Raw genomic sequence first — 18,986 nt, 5'->3', positions numbered from 1 at the left:
GCCTGACGCGAGGCGTCAGGCACCGGCCGCTCACCGGCAGGCGGCTTGCAACGCGGCATGGATGGGGCCTGGCGGCCGGCGCGTGGGCACGGTGGACTGGTTCCGGCAGGTCGGCACGATCTCGTGCGGTGTCCCGTTCGCTCTGGCGTGCACGATCCCGTGCACTGTCGCCTGCACCCCGGTTCCGGCCCGCGGTAACGCCTGCGACAACGCCTGCGGTCTGCCGTGACTCACCAGCATGCTGCTGCGGTTCAGAGCCGGTGGTGTGCGGGGTCTGTGGCTCTGACTTTCCTTGTCCAGATCCGAGCTGTATTCGCCCTGGTCACATGCGTTCTTGCGGGCGCCAGCCGGCCGCGGTGTCCAGGAGCCGGTAGCCGGCGGCGAGGGCGTCGGAGACGGCCTGCTCGGTCTGCTCCGGCGGGATCTGGTAGACGCCGAAGCCGAGGATCGGCATCTGGACGCCGTTGTTGAGGGTGACGGTCCGCACGGGGATCTTCATTGTCGCTCGGATGCCGCAGTGGGCTGATGCAGGGGTGGATGGTCGGGACTCGACCGGAGCCGCAGGTATCGCTCAGAGGGTGATGAGGGCCTTCAGGACGCGGCGGTGGGCCATCGCCTGGTAGGCCTGCGGGACCTGGTCCAGGGAGAAGTTCTGGTCGAAGACGCGGCCGGGGGTGATGGTGCCGTCCAGGACGTCGGGCAGGAGTTGCTCGATGTAGGCACGGGCATGGCTGGCGCCGCCGGTGAGGGTGATGTTCCGCATGATCATCGACGGTCCGACGGGGCCGTCCTCGTACTGCGGGACGCCCAGGCGGCTGATGGTGCCGCCGTCGTCGACGGCCGCCAGGGCGGTCTCCATGGTCTGGCGGGTGCCGACCGCCTCGATGACCTTGCCGACTCCGTCGCCGCCGGTCAGCTCCCGCACCCGGGCGGCGCCTTCCTCGCCGCGTTCGGCGACGACGTCGGTGGCCCCGAACTCACGTCCGAGGTCGGTGCGGGCGGTGTGCCGGCCCATGAGGATGATCTGCTCGGCACCGAGGCGCCTGGCGGCGATCACCGTGCACAGCCCGACGGCGCCGTCGCCGATGACCAGCACCGAGTCGCCGTGGCGCACACCGGCGGTGACGGCGCCGTGGTGACCGGTGCCCATTACGTCGGAGAGAGTCAGCAGCGAGGGCAGCAGTGCCGAGTCGGCGTCGACGGGCAGTTTGACCAGGGTGCCGGCGGCCTGCGGGACGCGCACCGCCTCGCCCTGGCCGCCGTCCACACCGTTGAAGCCGTACCGGCCGCCGTTGCGGCAGGACATGTGCAGGCCCCGGGCGCAGTAGTCGCACGTGTTGTCGCAGTACGTGAACGGCGCCACGACCAGGTCGCCCGCCTTGAGTCCGGACACGTCGGAGCCGGTCTCCTCGACGATGCCGAGGAACTCGTGCCCCATCGGCCGGCCGGTCTCGGCGGCGGCCATCGACTTGTAGGGCCACAGGTCGCTGCCGCACACGCAGGACAGCACGACGCGCACGACGGCATCGGTGGGCTGCTGGATCTTCGGGTCGGGACGGTCCTCGGTCCGGACGTCGCCGGCTCCGTACATCACTGCTGCACGCATGAAAACTGCTCCTGCTGGGAGAGGGTTCTGCCGGCCGCGGTGGCCGGGGCGTCTTGCTGTAGGAGATCCCGGCCGGTCACTGGCGGCCGGGACGGTGGTGGCCGGCTCAGCGTTCGAGCATCCGCGCCTGGGCCTCGGTGTGGGTCTCGCCGGCGGCGACCGGCAGGCTGCCGAGCTTGTCGATCTGCTCGGCGGTCAGCGCGATGCCGTCGGCGGCGGTGTTCTCCTCGACCCGGGCCACGCGCTTGGTGCCGGGGATGGGCGCGATGTCGTCGCCCTGCGCGAGCAGCCAGGCCAGTGAGACCTGGGCGGGTGTGGCGCCGACCTCGTCGGCGACGGCTTGGACCTCGTCGGCGATCGCCAGGTTGCGCTCGAGGTTTTCGCCGGTGAAGCGCGGGTTGCCGCGCCGGAAGTCGTCTTCGTCGAACTGGTCGGTGGAGCGGATCGTGCCGGTCAGGAAACCGCGCCCGAGCGGCGAGAACGGCACCAGGCCGATGTTCAGCTCGCGCAGCACCGGCAGTACCCGCTCCTCCACGCCCCGCGTCCACAGGGAGTACTCCGACTGCACCGCGGTGACGTGGTGGACGGCGTGGGCGCGGCGGATGGTGTCCGGGCTGGCCTCGGACAGGCCGAAGAAGCGGACCTTGCCTTCGGCGACCAGCTCGCCGACCGCGCCGGCCGTCTCCTCGATCGGGGTGTTCGGGTCGACACGGTGCTGGTAGTATAGGTCGATGTGGTCGGTGCCCAGCCGCTTGAGCGAGCCCTCGACGGCCGTGCGGACGTTGGCCGGACTGCTGTCCAGATTCCACGCCCCCTCGCCCGCGTGTGAGACCAGGCCGAACTTCGTCGCCAGCACCACCTGCTCGCGCCGCCCCTTCAGCGCCCGCCCGAGGAGCTCCTCGTTGCTGTAGGGGCCGTAGATCTCGGCGGTGTCGATCAGCGTCACGCCCAGCTCCAGCGCCCGGTGCAGGGTCCGCACGGACTCCGCCTCATCGGTGCCGGAACCGGTGTAGCCGTGCGACATACCCATGGCACCCAGACCGATCCGGGAAACCTCCAGGTCACGCAGCTTGATGTACCGCATCCGCTCTCTCCGCTCCGTCGTCTGGCCGGCTGCGCCACGCCTGCCGTCCCCGTTTTGTGCTCGCTCGACGCGGCATGTGGGACGGCCGGCGGACGCGGCCCGTTGTGTATCCACCCTGGTGCTTTTCTGCAGCCGAAGGCAGGGCGGGCTGTTCGGGGGTAATGACAGGGCCCCCCACTCCGCTGCCGCCCAGGTCAGAGCGGTGTGACACTGAAGCCATGGCATCCGAGCACCTCACCGGCGGCAGCGAAGGCGCGGAGCTGGGCTGTTTCCTGCGCGCCCGCCGCACCCAGACCAGTCCGCAGCAGGCCGGTCTCACCGTCGGCGCGGGGCTGCGCCGCACCCCCGGACTGCGCCGCGAGGAACTGGCCACACTCGCCGGGATCAGCATCGACTACTACGTGCGCCTTGAGCGCGGCAAGGAAACCCGCCCCAGCCCGTCCGTGCTCGACGCGCTCGCCCGCGCGCTGCGCCTGGACGATCAGGAACACCAGCACCTGCGGGATCTCGCCGCCCGGGCCGCCCGCTACGCGCCCGAACCGCCACCCGCACCGAGCCGCACCGTGCGCCCGCACCTGAAGCTGCTGCTGGAGTCGCTGCGTCCCAACCCCGCCTACGTCATCAGCCGAAGCATGGACATGCTGGCGTGGAACCCCGGCGGCCTTGCTCTGTACGCAGGCTTGGAGGACTGGCCGGCCAGGCACCGCAACCTCGCCCGCTACCTCTTCCTCCACCCGGCCGCCCGCACCCTGTTGCCGGACTGGGACCGCCAGATCACCGCCTGCGTCGCACGGCTGCGCGCCGTCGCCGGCACCGCTCCCGACGCCCCTGACCTGACCAACCTGGTCGGCGAACTCCTCCTCAAAAGCCCCGACTTCGCCCGGCTCTGGGAACGCTACGAGGTCACCGGCCGCAAGCCGGCCGAGAAGACCTTCCACCACCCCCGCGTCGGAACCGTCACCCTCACCTCCCAGTCCATGCACCTGGAAGGCACCCCCGGCCAGCGCATCGGCGTCTACACCGCCGAACCCGGCACCCCCGACCATGACGCCCTGCTCCTGCTCGACATGACCGCACCCCAGCCCACGCCGGGTCCGTCCGGGGCGGACGCGGAGCAGCCCCGCCAGTAGCCCTGAACAGGAGCGCCGGGCCTGCTTTCCAGGCCAGGATGACGCGTCGAGTTCGCGGGAGTTGGCGTCCGGCACCGGCTCGTCGGAAAACTTCGTGACGGGCGGTCAGTCGGCCACCTGGGGCGTTGCCCTCTGGAGTGGCCGCCGTGGACGCCGGCAGGCGCAGGATTTCTTCAGAAGGGGAGCCGGGTTCGGCGGTGCAGATGGTGGGGGTGAGTCCGGGCTCGACCGCCATCTCCAGGCCTGCGTAGGCGAGGGTGAGCGGTTTTCAGGCAAACTGCCTGCACCGTGAGTTCATGAGTACCTGCCGGGCGGAATGTGTCTACGGCTCGCCCTGGCCGGAGCGGTCCAGGACGACGGCCTGGTCGTGGGCGACGTCTGCGACCGGCCGGGGCGGCGGACCGCGGACCGTCAGCCTCGGTAGACGGTCAGCACTGCGCCGTTGAACTCGACGGTGCGTTCCTGGATCTTCTCACCGCAGCGCAGCGCCGCCAGGCAGCCGCGGAAGAGGTCCATTTCCTCTCCCGTGAGTACGGCGGAGGCCAGGTTGAGCAGCTCGCCCAGGCTGGCCTGGGTGAGGACTTCGGGGAGTTCGCCCGACAGAAGCAGCACCGGCTCTCCCGTCCGGTCGCGGACGACGGCGGTCGCGGACGTTCCCTGGACGACAAGCACGTGGACCCCTCTCGCCGAGGCTTTGTGCGGCTCACTTGCCTCGGGACGAGAGAATATCTACATCTGCCCCGTTTTGCGGCGAGTCGCTTGTCCGGGTTTGTTGGACGGACTAGCGTCCAAGGTCACTAGACGATTGTCCGGCGTTGATGGACGGACTCTGGAGTCGGCTTCGTCCGCCACGCCCTGAGCGAAAGGAACCACCATGCTCGACGAACGGGAGCTGGATGCTGAGTCCGCGGAGCTGTTGCCCGGCCGTGAGGCCCTGGGCAAGCTCAGGTTCAGCTTCTTCCGGCGCAATCACCTGACCCGGCACCTCGCCCAGGTCCACGCGCACAACGAGTCCTTCGCGGGCAACTTCGACTCACCGTTCGCGGTGGCCCAGTCCGAGGCCGCGCAGACCGTTTACATCCAGCAGTAGCTCACCCTCGCACCCCCGCTCCGGGGCGTGCGGACCATTTGGATGCAACGGTCCGCCGGCAGCAAGACCCGCGCGTGCGCGGACCGCGTCCCATGGGGCGCGGTCCGCCCCGGGAAGAAGGGCAGGACGGTGACCGACAGTCACACGGCGACGCATCGCCTCGATGGCGCGGGGGTGACCGTCCGCGAGGCGGGTGAGGGCGTCCGCGCGTCGGGGGGCAGCGGCGGCCTCCCGGCATGCCCGGTCCCGCGGCGCGGTGCCGGGCTCCAACTCCTCGGTGAGTACCAGGGGTCCGGCTTCACCGAACCCCGCTACCTCGTGCGCCGCGCGGACGGACAGGTCGTACAGCTCTCGCGACTGCTCTACCTGGTGGCCAGTGCCATCGACGGCGTACGGGACATCGAGGACGTCTCGCACGCTGTCACCGGGCGTCTTGGGCGGCAGGTGAGCGCCGACAACGTCCGCTACCTCATCGAGCGGAAACTGCAGCCGCTGGGTCTCACAGTTCCCTTCGGCCAGGACAATGACCAGGTCACCGGCCCCCGCTCGGACCTGCTGCTGGTCCTCAAGGGCCACCGGGTGGTCTTCCCCGCGCGGCGGGTCGCCCGTATCGCCGAGGCCCTGGCCTGGCTTCACCGGCCGCCGGTGGTGGCCGCGGTCCTGTCCGCCGCCGTTGTCATGGAAGCCTGGCTGTTCGCCGTCCACGGCGCGATGGCACCCGTGTTGCGCGTGCTGGAGCAACCGGTGCTGATGCTGGCGGTGTTCGCCCTTACCGTGGGCTCGCTGGTCTTCCACGAGTTCGGCCACGCCTCGGCGTGCCGGTACGGGGGCGCGCGACCCGGGGACATCGGCTGCGGCCTCTTCCTGATCTGGCCGTCCATGTACACCGACGTCACCGACGTCTACCGCATCGGACGGGCCGGCCGAATGCGCACCGACCTGGGCGGGATCTACTTCAACGTCGTCTTCATGCTGGTCCTGACGACAGGCTACGTCCTGACGGGCCAGTCCTTCTTCCTCGGCGCCGTCTACCTGGCGCACTTCGAGGTCATCGAGCAACTCATGCCCGCCGTAAGACTGGACGGCTACTACATCCTCGGTGACCTCGCCGGAATCCCGGACCTCTACGGCAAGATCCGGCCGATCCTGCTGAGCATGCTGCCGGGCCGCCCGGTGGCTGCGGAGGTGGCGGACCTCAAGCGGTCCGCCCGGGTCATCGTCACTGTCTGGGTGCTGACGATGGTGCCCCTGCTGCTCGGTGAGCTCGGATACGCCTTGTGGAACCTCCCGCGGCTGGTGGCCACCGGTCTGCGATCGCTGTCCGAGCAGCTCACCGGCACCTGGGAGGCTTTCACCGACGGCCGGTTCGCCGCCGGGGCGATGGGCGTGGTCGGCAGCCTGATGCTGATCGTCCCCCTGGCGGGAGCCGCCTATCTGTCGGTGCGGATCGGTGGGCGGCTGGTCCGCGCCACCCTCCGGGCCACCGAGGGCAGGACGCGGCTGCGCGGGGTGATCTGTGCGGGCGTGCTCGTGGGAGCCGCTGCTGTGTGCGGTGCGTGGTTCACCGGCGTGGCCCCCCGACCACTGCCGCCCCGGCCGCCGATCACGCCCATTCTCCAGCCCGGGGTGCCTACGATCCGCCCGGTCGATCCGGCCCTTCGTCAGCCCTCCGCGGACGAGGCCGTACCGGAGTACCCGGCCGGCGGGCCACCCGCGGTGAGCCGCCCAGCCGCCACGCCTCAACCCGGCGTCTCCCAAGCCCCTGCCACTGCGAGCCCCCCCGGCCCCTCGGCCACCCGCACGAGTGCGAGCCCGTCAGGCACAGGACGTCCGGCGCCCCACAACGGAGGACCCGCGGCCTCGGCCAGACCGAGCCCTTCCACCGAGACGCCCAGTGCGACGTCCAGCGCGACGCCGTCAACGCCTCCTTCGCCGCCTGCATTTCCCGCACCGTCGGAGCCGCCGACCACGCCGCCGTCCACACCATCGGCGTCAAGCACCCCCCCGACCCCCGCCCCCCCCTCACCACCCGACTCTCCCGCACCATCCACACCATCCGCACCCGAGTCTCCCTCACCACCCGGCACGCCTTCGGCAACCGGGGCGCCTACGGCCGCCCTTCCCCCGGCGGGCCCGCGCACCGGCTCCGAGCCCGCCCCACCCCGACGCGATCCATAACCGTTTCCTCCCCGACAGGAGAAGTGCATGACGCCTCGAAAGCCGCTCCTCATCGCCGGCCGCAAGGCCCTGCGGCAGGGCACCCTGGCCGCTGCCTGCCTCGTCGCCCTCGTGACCGCCGTTCCCGCGAACGCCGTGGCCACCGGCTCCCGCTTCCCCGGCAGGGCCGCCGCCATCGACTGGGCGCACACGCTGGCCAACTCCGCGCAACCGGCGCAGTACGACGAGGCCTTCGGCATCCACGAACTCGGCCCGGCGTTCGGCGCCGGCGCCCACAACCGGGCGGTCGCCGTATCCGTCGGCTGCTCACCGGCACGGCCCTGCCGATCGATCGCCTTGTCGTTCCAGATCGTCACCATGGCCGGTCCCGAGCCGCGCCTGGACGCCAGCAACACCAGCCACGCTGAGAACCGGCACTGCCCGACCTGCCAGACCTACGCCGCCGCGTACCAGTTCGTCGTCGTCACCCCCCGGCCGGTGCTGGACGGCGGGATCAGGGAGCGGCTCGCAGAGGTCCACCGGCAGTTGATCGCCCTCGAGCGCTCCGACTTGCCGATCCCCGTCATCGCGAGCCGGGCCGAGAGCCTGGCCGCCGAGGTCAAGAGCGTGCTCGGCGACGCGGCCGCCGCGCAGCGCGGCGCCCGGCCTACCGTCACCCTGCACCGGGACGTCGGCTAGCAGGGCTTTGTCAGGTGGCCGGTCCGGTGGGAGATCTGCTGGTTCGCCGCGGTCAGGAGGGCGGATGAGTCAGCGGCGTGTCGGAGTCGGTTGGAGGAGCTCGCCGGGTGGGCGGGGAGGCCCGGCCGACGCAGTCCAGCACGCGCAGGACGTCCGCGCGCACCTCGGGATCCAGCGACTGGAGTTCTCTGAGCGTGTATTCGCTGGCTGTTTTCACCCCCGCAAGCGTCCATGAGAAGAACCACCGGCTCAACCCTGCGGTCAGCGGCCTGCGGCGGCAGGCCGCGCCAGGCCGGAGGCGAACCCGTATCGCTAAGTGTCAGCTTTCACCGTGGCCACCTTCCTGGAGATGCTCGGTATCGGACATGGCATGGCCAAGCTCAAGCACTTCGGGGCTGTGACCCTCGACCGGCAGGAGGGCCGCCTGGCAGACATCAGTGACACGGCCCCGCGCATCAACGGGCAGCCGCTCACGACGGTCGAGGAGTCCGTCGCTGAACACCGCTCGGCGTTCGAGCTCGGCTACACCAAGCCAAGCGCGTAGCCGTCCAGCCCGACCAGGACGGGGCCCGCAGAGCATTTGGCCGGCCGCGCCCCAGCGCCGAGGACGCCCGCCCGAGGACATCCACCCCTGTCACTGGCCTGTGCGCCATGACCGAAGCCGAGAGGATCGGGCCGTGCGCCGTATGCGCGGCGTGGCGGCGGCGTCGGTGCTGTGTTCCCATCGACTCCGACGGACCCTGCGGTAACAGTTCGTCAGTGACTTGGGTGGCTTGTTGGCGCGGCTGTGGGGGAGGGCCGGGTGGTGGCGACGCTCACAGTGGTTCCCGTGTGGGGGAGGCACGCTGTCATCGGCGAAGGACCTGGACTGCTCCGATGCGGATCTGGTCCCGATGGTACGGAGCTTGGAGTTCACCACGTACCGCTGGGACTGGTTCGGGACCCTGTCGGCTGGCCGGTGGGCCCAGTTTCCTCCTTGATCGCTACGATCTCGACCTGATTCGGCCTGACCTGAAGAACGGCATTGCGGAAGGAGCGCCCCAGGCTGTCATGGTCTACCGCATACATTTCACGGTCCAGGATCTGGCCCGTACACGTGTGGCCGAGGCGCCGATGCCGCTGCATGAGCTGGAACTTGCAGCGCGAGCCCTGCAGAGCCGCAGCCAGCCTGCTCGGCTCGATGCCTGGCGGCACCGTGCTCGCGCACAGATGTCTGCCCAAGCGCGCGTGGCCCTGGCCCTCATGCCTGCTGTGGGATATTCACCTGGCTTTCTCAGCCCTGCCAAAGTGGGTGCCATTGAGGAACTCTTGGAACAGGTACGCAGCACACCTCGCGAACGCGTAAGGACGGATCTGCTGGAGACGGCACGTCGTCGTCCTTCGCTACCCGCGTGGACCCGCCGCCTGGCGGACGATGCATCTTTGTTTGCCGAACTCTGCACAGGGCTCAGCGATCTCCACACAGTCCTGCTCGCTCCGCACTGGGCCCAGTTCACCGAACGCCTGGCGGTCGACCGGACTCTGCGCCTGCAGCAATTGCTCACCGGCGGTGTCGAGCAGCTGCTGACCCAGGCCAACCCCCAATGGATGCGCTGGAACCCGCCAGTTCTGGAAGTCCGCATGGTGAACGGAGCTGATCGGGACCTTTACCTGGACGGGGAAGGCTTTCTGCTCATTCCGTCGATGTTCTGCACACGCGCCATCGTCACCGACGGTCAGCCCGTGTCCGTGAGCTACCCCGCCTGCCCGGACCAGTTCCCCAGTGAGCTCACCGCTCCCGCCCTCGCTTCCGTTCCTGATCAGGCTCGCTCCTCCGGTGTGTCGACGCTTCTGGGCCGCACGCGCACTACGGTGCTCACCACCATCGCAGAGCACCAAGGCTGTTCCACCAAGGAACTGGCGGCTCGCGCGGGTATCGCACCGGCGAGCGCAAGCGAACACGCAACCGTTCTTCGCGAAGCCGGACTGATCCGCTCTCTCCGCCACCGAAACTCCATGCTTCACAGCCCCACCCCCCTCGGCCTGGTACTCCTCAACGGCTCAGAGGGAAGCTGAGAAGCCGCGTCGGTGGCCAGTGCTGTGACGACATGGGTTCACTGTGTCCGGGCCCCGCCTGCCCGGCTCTGCGGGGGTGGGGCGGTGCTGCGGTCATCATGCCGAAGGCGAATGGCGTGACCGAGGGGCAGGATGATTTCTGAGCCGGAGACGGCGGGGGAGTTTGGCGCGGCTGAAACCGGCGTGGTGGTGGGCGGCTTCGACCGGGAACTCGGTGGAGGACGCCGGCCGCGAGGACCGTGGCCGTGGGCGCTACCTTCGACCGCCCCTCGTGCCACCCTCCCGAGTGTCCCTGACAGGCGCGGTGCGCAATCGAGGCACAGCGTGCGCACCGTCATCGTCCTCCAGCACATCGAGGTCGAAAAGCCCGGACTGATCCTGGACGCGTTGTTCGGCAGCGGTCTCGACATCGACATCCGGAACCTGGCGAATCCCCGCTTGGCACGGGCGTCACGCGTCTTTCCGGAATACGCGAGGCCCCTCAGCAGACCATGACAGTCTGGGGTGATCCTTGCGGAATGTCGTCCTTCGGGCCAGGCCGAATCAGGTCGAGATCGTAGCGTTCGCAGGTGAGGGTGATCGCACACTCAGTAGGAGTCGACGGCGCACGGGCACCTGAGCAGCCACGAGTTGGTCATGCAGTGAAATGACCGGAGCAACCCTGGGCCCGGGTGCGTGATCGACGCATGAACCCCCAGGGGGTGGCGGAGGGCACCCGACAACGTACGTGGTCTTGTGCGTCACCCACCCGAGAGGTCTCCTTGCCCAGCGTTCCCATTACCCGACCAGGGCCGATCGCGCTTGCCGCGGTCGCCGCTGCGACGAATCACCCGGGCCTTCGGCCTGCGCTGACGGCACCGACGGGACATCCACCGGGCGGGCCCGCAACCGCGGCCCCGCTCGGCCCGCAAGGGCGCCGCCGAGCGGCCCGGGAGTGATGGGCACCACCTTGACGGCTTCCGAGGGTCGGGACACCGCCGCACCCGCCCTGTCGCACTCGAAGCGTCCGCCGGCACCCAGAGCCACGCCCCCGCCCCCGAGGACTGCCAGGCGCGGCGGGCATCCGGATACGGCTGACCACCGCCCCCACCGCGGACCGTGCCGGTTTCGCCGGGGCGGCTACCGCCATACCACCGTCGGCCTCGATACCGGCTCGGCGACCGAGCGGGCAAGCCGTGGCACTACTCGCGCCCGTCCACCCGGCCGGTGTGACGTCGGCCGCCTGAGAGACCCGGAACGACGATTTGTGTGGCCGGCTGCACGCCGAGAGCCCCAGCACAGCGGGGCAGCCCGGCGTGCAGCTCACCAGTCAGCTGCCGAACACGTGGGAAGCGTTACTTGAGATCTGTGACCGCACCGGCGACATCCCCTGTATCCAGCCGCCCCCGCTTTGTCGGGCGCGACGCGGAACTGAGGCGTGTGACGGACGCACTGCGACGATTGCCCGCACTAGTGCTGGTGGAGGGCGAGGCGGGCATCGGCAAGAGCCGCTTGGTGCAAGAGGCATTGGCGGCCGTCGCCACCGGAGGTGCACGCACGCTGGTGGCGGTGTGCCCGCCGTTCCGTGAGGCGCTGACCCTCGGCCCGATTGTTGACGCCGCCCGGCAGGCCGCACCGAGTGGCGCCGATGTGGCGGACCTCGGACTGTCGGCATTGGCCGGTACGCTGCGGCCGCTGTTCCCGGAATGGGCGGACGGTTTGCCGTCCGCGCCGGAGCCGCTGGCCGATGCCGGCGCCGCCCGGCACCGGCTGATCCGGGCCTTCGCCGAACTCCTGGACCGTCTCGGAATCGACGTCCTGGTCGTCGAGGACGTGCACTGGGCGGACGAGGCGACGCTGGAGTTCCTGCTGTTCCTGGCCTCCCGGCAGCCGTCCCCGCTCACTCTGGTAATGACCTGCCGTCCCGAGGAGGTGGCCGCCGACTCCCTGCTGCTGCGTCTGTCCTCCCGGGTACCGACGAGTGCGGGGATCAGTCACGCACGTGTCGGCCTGACCGGACTCGCGGTGTCGGACACCGCTGAGCTCGTGTCGTCGATGCTGGACGACGAACACGTGTCCACCGAGTTCGCCACATTCCTGCACGACCGTACCGAGGGCGTGCCGCTCGCGCTGGAGGAGTGCGTCCGACTGCTGCGGGACCGGGCCGACCTGGTCCGGCGGGACGGCGAATGGATGCGACGCACCCTCGACGAGATCGCCGTGCCGCCGACGATCCGGGACGCGGTCACCGAGCGGGTGGCCCGGCTCGGGGCCGACGCCCGGCGAGTGCTGCTGGCGGCTGCCGTCCTGAGCGATCCGGCGGACGAGAGAGCGCTGGGAACGGTCAGTGGGCTGACCGGGGTCGGGAGCGGCCAGGAGGCGGGCCTGGAGGACCGGACGGCCGGTCCGGCAGGTGCCGCCATCGCGCCGGCTCAGGGGTCGGCCGTCACGGTGGTCGAATCAGCCGTCTCCGACGCGGTACGCAGTGGGCTGCTGGCCGAGGACGACTCCGGTTCGGGCCGTATCGCGTTCCGACACACGCTCGCCGCCCGGACGGTGTACGACCGGGCGCCGGCGTCCGAACGGCGCGCCGCCCACCGCCGCGCCGCCGCGCTGCTGGAGGCCGCCCGGCCCCGGCCCGTCGCCCGGCTCGCCCATCACTTCCGTCAGGCCGGCGAGACCATGCGGTGGTGCCAGTACGCCGAGCAGGCGGCGGACATAGCCCTCGCCTCCGGTGACCACGTCACCGCCCTCGCCTTTCTGCACGAATTGATCAACGAACCGGAGCTGCCCGCGGAAGCGGTCGCCCCACTGGTGCGGAAGATGCCGTTCCAGGCGTTCACCGGCTACACCCGGCGTGCGGATGTCCTGGCCACGTTGCGCGCCGTCCTCGAAACGGACCGGCTCAGCGCGCGCGACCGCGCCGAAGTGCGCGGCCAGCTCGCTCAGATCCTCATCCAACTCGGTGAGTACGCCGCTGCGGCAGCGGAGTTGGAGCCGGCGATACCCGACCTCGTCGACGGGACATACGCCGGCGCCTGGGCGATGACCGCGCTCGGATATCCGGTGCTGAGCGGAACATGGCCGGCCAAGACCCATCTGCGCTGGCTGGAGCGGGCTCGACGGTTCACCGCCGGTGCGACGCTCTCCCCGCACGAGCGGCTGTCCCTGCTGGTCAACCGTACGGCCGCGCTGCTCGCACTCGGCGAGGAATCTGGCTGGCTGCTTGCCGGCGAACTGGGCGACGACGAGTCGACACCGCAGCTGGCCCTCCAGCGCGGCCGAGCCGAACTGAACATCGGCGACGCGGCGATTCTGTGGGGACGGTACGCGGAGGCCCGGCGGCGGCTGACGAGCGCCGTCGATGTCGCGGGGCGGCACGGGTACCAGTTGCTCGCGGACCTGGCAGGGGTGACACTCCTCCACCTCGACTACCAGACCGGCACGTTGCAGGGCCTGGCCGAGCGGGCCGGGCAGTGGTCGGACGTGGCCGAAGAGCCCTTGTGCCGGCTGCAGGCCCTGCTGGTGGTGGCTCTGGTGAAACTGGCGACGACTGGCGCGGACGAGGATGTCGAGGCTCTGCTGCGGACGGTGCGGGAGGAGGGCGAACGGCGCGGCGCCATCAGCCTGTGGCTGGAGCCCGCCGCGGCACAGGCACGGCTCAGGCTCGCCGCGGGTGACACCGACGAGGCACTCGCACTGACCGAGGACCCCATAGGGCTGGTCATGCGCAAGGGCATCTGGTTCATGGCCACGGATGTCGCACCCGCTCGAGTGGCCGCTCTGACAGCGGCCGGGCGGCATGTGGAGGCCGAGCGCCTCGTGTCCGCGTTCGAGGACGGGCTCAGCGGGCGGCGCGCGCCGGCTGCGCAGGCGGGGCTGGAGGAGTGCCGGGCGGCGCTCGCCGAGGGCCGGGGAGAGTTGGAAGCGGCGGCGCGGGCCTGGGGCGACGCGGCGCAGGCGTGGTCGCAGCTGCCGAGGCCGCATGCAGCGGCACGGGCACAGGAGGGCGTCGAGCGCTGCACGCCCGCCGCGCGGGGCGGGCGGCGCGGATACGGGAACGAGCTGTCGCCGAGGGAGTTGGAGGTGGTACGCCTGATGCTACAGGGACTGACGAACCGTCAGATAGCTGTCGAGCTGTCGAGGTCGCCCAGCACCGTCACGGCGCAGTTGAAGTCGGCCATGCGCAAGTACGGGGTGACGTCCAGAACGGCGCTGGCCGTGAACGTGACGCAGGCGGGCAGCGTCTGAACGGCGCGGACTCGTCCGTGCACGTCCACGCATTCTTTAGCCCATTTGGCCAATCGCTCCTGTCCGCGCACCAGACCCATACTCGCAGGCGCACGGCGTTCATTCGGGGGCGTAGCAACTGAGGGTTGTTCATGAGTGATGTTGAGGAGATGAGTTCGTCCGAGCACGAACTCCACGGCGATCGGGACGAGCCGGAGGGCTCGGACGGCGAGGGTGCCGAACGCGAGGAGCCCTCTGGCTACGAACCGCTTTGACCCCGCCCCACCCCGACTGAAGGGTTGCTTTTCATGACAAGACGTGGGCGCTTGCGCGCTCCTGTTTCCTTCCTCATAGCCGCCTGCCTCGGCATGTTCGCCGCGGCCCAGGCGCCCGCCATCGCAGCGCCCCCGTCGGCTCGGACGCCTGCAGCCGTCCCGGCGGCCGGCACCCATGAGCCCGCCGCCGTCCCGGCGGTCGTGGCACGGCAGGCAGCCAAGGACGCTGCTGCGGCGCGGCAGGACAACAAGCCCTCGCCGGCGAAAATCGCCAGTCTGGCTCACCGCTACGCGCCCGCCGACTGCAACACCCCTACGCCGAAGAAGCACATTGCGAGCTGCCAGGCGTTGGTGCGGACGACGTCCGACCAGCGCGTCATGGTCAGAGCGGCCGGGCCGCCGTCCACGGCCTTGACTCCCGCGGACATCCAGTCCGCCTACCGCCTGCCCGACACCGGTCAGGGCCAGACCGTCGCGATCGTGGACGCCTACGGCTACGCCGACGCGGAGGCCGATCTCGGCAGGTACCGCGAACAGTTCGGGCTGCCCACGTGCACCACGGAGAACGGGTGCTTCCACAAGGTCGACCAGCGAGGCGGCGTCAACTATCCGTCGGACGACAAGGGATGGTCGCTGGAGACCGCTCTCGACCTCGACGCGGTCTCCTCGGCCTGCCCCGCCTGCCACATCCTGCTGGTCCAGGCGGACAGTGCGAGCGTGGGTGACCTGGGTACCGCCGTCAATACCGCGGTGGGCCTCGGCGCCAAGTTCGTGTCCAACTCCTACGGTCTGGCGGACGCGAATGCGTCCGACCTGAGCGGGGCGGACTACGACCATCCCGGTGTGGTGGTCACCGCATCTTCCGGCGACACCGGCAACGAGGTCATCTGGCCGTCCTCCGACCCGAACGTCGTCGCCACCGGCGGTACGCTGCTGACCCGTGCCTCCGGCACCGCGCGTGGCTGGACGGAGAGCGCCTGGTCCGGCGCCGGAAGTGGCTGCTCCACGTTCGAGCCGCAGCCGGACTACCAGAGCGGATCGGCGACGAACTGTCCGCGCAGAGCCACCGCTGACATCTCCGCGGTCGCCGACCCGCAAAGCGGTCTGGCGGTGTACAACTCGCTCAACGACGGCTGGCTCCAGGTGGGCGGCACGAGTCTGTCCTCGCCGCTGATCGCCGCGATGTACGCACTGGCGGGCACCCCGGCCGCGGGCACGTACCCGGTGCGCTACCCCTACGCTCACCAGAGCAAGGGTCTCTTCGACATCACCGAAGGCGTCAACGGCGCCTGCGGCGACGTCCTGTGCGAGGCCGGACCCGGCTGGGACGGGCCCACCGGACTCGGCACACCGGACGGCGTCTCCGCCCTCGTCCCAGCTCCGTTCGGGGTCGTGAACGGCCGCGTCACGGACCGGACGGCCGGTGCGCCGCTCGCCGGGGCGACCATCACGCTCACGGACAAGGCCGACCAGTTCCTGTCTCGCGCCAGGACGGACAGCACAGGCGCCTACCGCGTCACCGTCCCGGCCGGCACCTACGACGTGTCGGCGTCGCTCTTCGGCTACGGAACCGGCACGCGCAGCGGCATCGCCGTGACCGCCGATCACACCGCCACCGCGGACTTGGCACTGACGAAGACACCGAACCACAAGGTGACGGGCAAGGTGACCGACGGGTCCGGGCACGGCTGGCCGCTCTACGCCAAGATCACCATCGACGGCTACCCGAACGGGCCGGTGTACACCGACCCGAAGACCGGGGCCTACTCGGTGGACCTGCCCGAACAGGCCGACTACACGATGCACCTCACGCCGGTCTATCCCGGATACAGCTCATCCGACTCCACCATCAGGATCGGTACGGGCGACGTACAGCACAACGTCTCCGTGGCCGCGGACCTCGAGCAGTGCACCGCGCCCGGATTCGCCTACCCCGCACAAGCCTCGTTCGGGGGCTGGACCACGGATCCGAAGTACGGGTGGACCGTCACCAACAAGGACCCCTCCGCACTCGGCTGGGAGTTCGACGGGGTGTGGAACGTCATCGGCGACGCGGGCTTCGCGGTCGCCAACCCGTTCGGCAACGGCGGGAAGGCGCAGGACACGGCTCTGATCTCGCCGCCGTTCGACCTGACCGGGCAGAAGAATGCCGACCTGCGGTTCAATGCGCTGTCCTTGCTGCCGGCGGGCTCCGAGGCGGACGTGTCCGTCACCACCGACGGCGGCGCAACCTGGACGCGGGTATACCAGGGCGAGGCCGAATTCTTCGGACACGTCGAGGTCCCGCTCACCCAGGCACTGGGCCACCGCAATGTCCAGGTCCGCTTCCACTTCAGCGGCGACGGCCAGTCGATCTTCGAGGTGTCCAGTGTGTCGGTCGGCCAGTGCCGGACGCTCGGCGGCGGGCTGATCCAGGGCAGCGTCAGCGACGCCAACACCCATCAGCCGGTCAACGGCGCCACCGTCACGAACACTTCCGCCGGCGCCACGGACATGTACGCCACCGCGGTCAGCACCGCCACCCCGGACGACCGCGACCTGCCTGACGGCTTCTACTGGCTGTACAGCCCGAAGGCGGGGCAGAACACGGTCACCACGACCGCTCCGCGGTACGCGACGGACAAGGCGACCGTCACCGCCTCCGACGCGGTGCACACCTACAGCCCCGCGCTGCGGGCGGGGCTGTTGAAGGTCGAGCCCGGCAAGGTGTCGCTGAACACCGCACTGGGCGGCAAGGCGAGCCAGGACATCACGCTCACCAACACCGGACACGCGCCGCTAAGGGTCACGGTGGTCGAGCAGAACGCCCCCGACGCCGCCACGAAGCCGGACCCGGCCGACGGGTCGTGGCAGACGCTGCGCGACTACCCCGAGCCGGTCAGGAGCAGTGTCGTCGGTTCGTACCGGGGCAAGACGTACTCGGTGGGTGGAATGGACAAGATGTGGGGAGGGCGCGTACTCAGCCACGGTTACGTGTACGACCAGGCCGCCGGGTCCTGGTCGCGGATCGCCGACCTGCCGCAGCCGCGGAACTCCGCCACAGGCGCGTTCGTGAACGGCACGCTGTACGTGGCCGGCGGCTTCGGCTACGACGCGGGCGGGGCCGTCGGATGGACGCGCACCACCTACGCGTACCACCCGAACAGCGACAGTTGGTCACAGGTGGCGGATCTCCCGCAGGCACTGGCTGACGCCGCCGTCGCGGTACTGGACGGCAAGCTGTACGTGATCGGAGGAGTCACGGCCGACGGGTCCGGAAGTCCGGCAGTCCACCGCTACGACCCGGCTCGCAACACCTGGAGCCGGATCGCCGACTATCCGATCGCCATGAGCGCCGGCGGATGCGGCGGGATCGACGGCGGCATCGTGTGCGCGGGCGGCATCAACGAGTCGGACGGGCACGTCACCGCCTTGGCGAACACGTACATCTACCACCCGAAGACCGACACCTGGACGCGGGCCACCGACATGCCGCACACCCAGCTCCGCGCGACGTACAGCTCCGCCAATGGTCAACTCCAGGTCGTCGGGGGTGTGGACGAACCCCCGTTCGACATGCCGAGGATGACCCACCGCGCCATGCAGTACGACCCGGTGGCCAATGTCTGGACCGGTCTGCCCAGCGCACCCGAGGCGGTCTCCGATGCCGGGCGTAGCACCGGCTGCGGGCTCTCCCAGATCGGCGGGACGGCCGATCTATTGGGGATATCCACCACCACCGGCGCCGCGATGCTGACCGGGTTCGACCAGTGCGGCGGCGACGATGTGAGCTGGCTGTCGGAGAACAAGACGACGGTGAACCTGGCACCCGGCCGCTCGGCGCGGATCCGGGTCACCGCAGACGCCAAGGTCCTCGCGTCCCCCGGCGGATACGCGGCCAGACTCTCCATGATCACCGACTCGCCGTACGTGTACCGGCCCGTCCCGGTCACCCTGAAGGCGACCGCCCCCGCCTCCTGGGCGGAGATCTCCGGTACGGTCACCGACGCGGCCACCGGGAAGGTCCTCCCCGGAGCGACGGTTGCCGTGTCGTACGCGGGCAAGCGCCTCATCACGGTCACGGCCAACAGCCGCGGCGTGTACGACGTGTGGCTGAAGGCGACCGCGCCGACCATCACCGCGACCGATGACGGATACGGCAAGCGCAGGGAGAAGGTGAGCGTGAAGCACGGCAGCCTGACGAAGGCCGACTTCGCCCTGTCGCGCAGCTGACCGATGCCCCGGCGTTCCGGTACGCCGACCGACCACTGCCGTACCGAAACGCCGACACACACGGGACGCCCCCGCCGGAGACCTCCGGCGGGGGCGTCCCCGCACGCGCCTCGACCCATGGCGAGCGCGCCTCCGGCTGCCGAGGCAGGTTCCGCGCCGGACGACCGCCCCCTGCGACCGGCAGCATCGCCTCGACCACCGGCCACGCCTCGTCCGTCAGATCATGCCGCCCAACCGCGTCGCCCACAGGCCCGCGGTATGCCGATTCCGCAGGTCACAAGCCACTTCCGAACCAGGCCCCAGCCGCGGCGTTCGCCATTGACGCGAGCCCAGTACACACCGTTGCGGTCCTGGAACCCGACCCCAGCCATCAAAAAGCCGACGGCCGCCGCGACGAAGGTGGCGCGCTGAGCGTCCCACGCCGAATGCCCGGCGCGATGCCGGCACAGCTCCTCCCGGGTCCCGCGCG

The 18,986-nt window shown here is 70.2% G+C and carries 13 protein-coding genes and 2 pseudogenes; 10 read left to right on the top strand and 5 right to left on the bottom strand.

What is annotated here, in order from left to right:
* Positions 1–331 precede the first annotated feature (331 nt).
* The 3 genes and pseudogenes from ACWDAS_RS23435 to ACWDAS_RS23425 form a co-directional block, all read right to left on the bottom strand.
* Positions 332–487 (bottom strand): annotated as a pseudogene (locus ACWDAS_RS23435) (aldo/keto reductase); the annotation flags it as partial.
* Positions 488–571: 84 nt separating this feature from the next.
* Positions 572–1,606, bottom strand: coding sequence for a zinc-binding dehydrogenase (locus ACWDAS_RS23430; RefSeq protein ID WP_450394069.1), 1,035 nt, complete (start codon positions 1,604–1,606; stop codon positions 572–574).
* A gap of 106 nt (positions 1,607–1,712) precedes the next feature.
* Positions 1,713–2,690 (bottom strand): aldo/keto reductase, encoded by a 978-nt coding sequence (locus ACWDAS_RS23425; RefSeq protein ID WP_450394066.1) that lies wholly within the window; start codon positions 2,688–2,690, stop codon positions 1,713–1,715.
* Between the two features lie 218 nt (positions 2,691–2,908).
* Between ACWDAS_RS23425 and ACWDAS_RS23420 the strand changes: the two genes are divergently transcribed.
* Positions 2,909–3,820 carry a helix-turn-helix transcriptional regulator gene (locus tag ACWDAS_RS23420; protein ID WP_450394063.1) on the top strand — a complete coding sequence of 304 codons (912 nt, stop codon included), beginning with the start codon at positions 2,909–2,911 and terminating at the stop codon, positions 3,818–3,820.
* Between the two features lie 109 nt (positions 3,821–3,929).
* Here ACWDAS_RS23420 and ACWDAS_RS23415 read toward each other — a convergent pair.
* Together ACWDAS_RS23415 and ACWDAS_RS23410 are read right to left on the bottom strand one after the other, a co-directional pair.
* A pseudogene (locus tag ACWDAS_RS23415) lies at positions 3,930–4,082 on the bottom strand (transcriptional regulator); the annotation flags it as partial.
* A gap of 149 nt (positions 4,083–4,231) precedes the next feature.
* Entirely contained in the window at positions 4,232–4,492 is a 261-nt protein-coding gene (locus tag ACWDAS_RS23410) for a hypothetical protein (protein WP_450394061.1), read from the bottom strand.
* A gap of 202 nt (positions 4,493–4,694) precedes the next feature.
* Between ACWDAS_RS23410 and ACWDAS_RS23405 the strand changes: the two genes are divergently transcribed.
* The 9 genes from ACWDAS_RS23405 to ACWDAS_RS23365 all read left to right on the top strand — a co-directional run bounded on the left by ACWDAS_RS23405 (position 4,695) and on the right by ACWDAS_RS23365 (position 18,517).
* Entirely contained in the window at positions 4,695–4,910 is a 216-nt protein-coding gene (locus tag ACWDAS_RS23405; RefSeq protein ID WP_450394059.1) for a hypothetical protein, read from the top strand.
* A gap of 129 nt (positions 4,911–5,039) precedes the next feature.
* Entirely contained in the window at positions 5,040–7,088 is a 2,049-nt protein-coding gene (locus tag ACWDAS_RS23400; protein ID WP_450394057.1) for a hypothetical protein, read from the top strand.
* Between the two features lie 27 nt (positions 7,089–7,115).
* Positions 7,116–7,766, top strand: coding sequence for a hypothetical protein (locus ACWDAS_RS23395; protein WP_450394054.1), 651 nt, complete (start codon positions 7,116–7,118; stop codon positions 7,764–7,766).
* A gap of 316 nt (positions 7,767–8,082) precedes the next feature.
* On the top strand, positions 8,083–8,310 hold the full coding sequence (locus ACWDAS_RS23390; RefSeq protein ID WP_450394051.1) for a hypothetical protein: 228 nt from the start codon (positions 8,083–8,085) through the stop codon (positions 8,308–8,310).
* A 506-nt stretch (positions 8,311–8,816) separates the two neighbouring features.
* Entirely contained in the window at positions 8,817–9,821 is a 1,005-nt protein-coding gene (locus tag ACWDAS_RS23385; RefSeq protein WP_450394049.1) for a winged helix-turn-helix domain-containing protein, read from the top strand.
* A 324-nt stretch (positions 9,822–10,145) separates the two neighbouring features.
* Positions 10,146–10,316, top strand: coding sequence for a hypothetical protein (locus ACWDAS_RS23380; protein ID WP_450394047.1), 171 nt, complete (start codon positions 10,146–10,148; stop codon positions 10,314–10,316).
* 753 nt (positions 10,317–11,069) lie between these two features.
* Entirely contained in the window at positions 11,070–14,051 is a 2,982-nt protein-coding gene (locus ACWDAS_RS23375) for an ATP-binding protein (RefSeq protein ID WP_450394045.1), read from the top strand.
* 131 nt (positions 14,052–14,182) lie between these two features.
* A complete protein-coding gene (locus ACWDAS_RS23370) occupies positions 14,183–14,305 on the top strand; it encodes a hypothetical protein (protein WP_450394042.1) in 123 nt (40 codons plus the stop codon).
* A gap of 51 nt (positions 14,306–14,356) precedes the next feature.
* Positions 14,357–18,517 (top strand): carboxypeptidase regulatory-like domain-containing protein, encoded by a 4,161-nt coding sequence (locus tag ACWDAS_RS23365; protein ID WP_450394039.1) that lies wholly within the window; start codon positions 14,357–14,359, stop codon positions 18,515–18,517.
* Positions 18,518–18,986 lie beyond the last annotated feature (469 nt).

The sequence above is a fragment of the Streptomyces sp. NPDC001070 genome (genome assembly GCF_053598835.1).
Note: the sequence above shows the minus strand (reverse complement) of the source record. Positions and strands in the feature narration are given on the sequence as shown.

What these genes read in the sequence shown, in the direction of transcription:
- ACWDAS_RS23430 (WP_450394069.1), bottom strand. Translation starts at nt 1,606, where the DNA reads ATGCGTGCAGCAGTGATGTACGGAGCCGGCGACGTCCGGACCGAGGAC.
- ACWDAS_RS23425 (WP_450394066.1), bottom strand. Translation starts at nt 2,690, where the DNA reads ATGCGGTACATCAAGCTGCGTGACCTGGAGGTTTCCCGGATCGGTCTG.
- ACWDAS_RS23420 (WP_450394063.1), top strand. Translation starts at nt 2,909, where the DNA reads ATGGCATCCGAGCACCTCACCGGCGGCAGCGAAGGCGCGGAGCTGGGC.
- ACWDAS_RS23405 (WP_450394059.1), top strand. Translation starts at nt 4,695, where the DNA reads ATGCTCGACGAACGGGAGCTGGATGCTGAGTCCGCGGAGCTGTTGCCC.
- ACWDAS_RS23395 (WP_450394054.1), top strand. Translation starts at nt 7,116, where the DNA reads ATGACGCCTCGAAAGCCGCTCCTCATCGCCGGCCGCAAGGCCCTGCGG.
- ACWDAS_RS23385 (WP_450394049.1), top strand. Translation starts at nt 8,817, where the DNA reads ATGGTCTACCGCATACATTTCACGGTCCAGGATCTGGCCCGTACACGT.
- ACWDAS_RS23370 (WP_450394042.1), top strand. Translation starts at nt 14,183, where the DNA reads ATGAGTGATGTTGAGGAGATGAGTTCGTCCGAGCACGAACTCCACGGC.